This is a genomic window from Planotetraspora silvatica (assembly GCF_016863315.1).
Taxonomy (GTDB): domain Bacteria; phylum Actinomycetota; class Actinomycetes; order Streptosporangiales; family Streptosporangiaceae; genus Planotetraspora; species Planotetraspora silvatica.
Genome location: NZ_BOOQ01000116.1, coordinates 1 through 563 on the forward strand (window position 1 = coordinate 1; position 563 = coordinate 563).

The following is a 563-nucleotide window of genomic DNA, read 5'->3' on the forward strand; positions in this document are numbered from 1 at the left end:
TTGTCGAAGCGCATGCCCTCGGTGAGCTCGAGCTCGAGCCCGAAGGTGTTGCTCTCCTCGACGGTGATGACGCCTTCCTTGCCGACCTTGTCCATCGCCTCGGCGATCATCTCGCCGATCTGGGCGTCGCCGGCGGAGATGGACGCCGTGGAGGCGATCTGCGCCTTGGTCTCGACGTCCTTGGCGAGCTTGGACAGCTCCTCGCTGACACGCTCGACGGCCGCCTCGATGCCCTTCTTCAGGGACATCGGGTTGGCGCCGGCCGCGACGTTGCGAAGGCCCTCACGCACGAGCGCCTGAGCGAGCACGGTGGCCGTCGTGGTGCCGTCACCGGCCACGTCGTCGGTCTTCTTGGCGACTTCCTTGACGAGCTCAGCCCCGATCTTCTCCCACGGGTCCTCGAGCTCGATCTCCTTGGCGATGGAGACACCATCGTTGGTGATGGTGGGGGCGCCCCACTTCTTCTCCAGCACGACGTTGCGGCCCTTGGGGCCGAGGGTCACCTTGACGGCGTCGGCGAGCTGGTTCATGCCGCGCTCGAGACCGCGCCGGGCGTCCTCGTC

The 563-nt window shown here is 67.1% G+C and carries 1 protein-coding gene; it reads right to left on the reverse strand.

What is annotated here, in order from left to right:
* Window positions 1-563 (reverse strand): TCP-1/cpn60 chaperonin family protein (locus Psi02_RS39845; protein ID WP_275409664.1); only part of this gene is annotated, 563 nt, incomplete at both ends.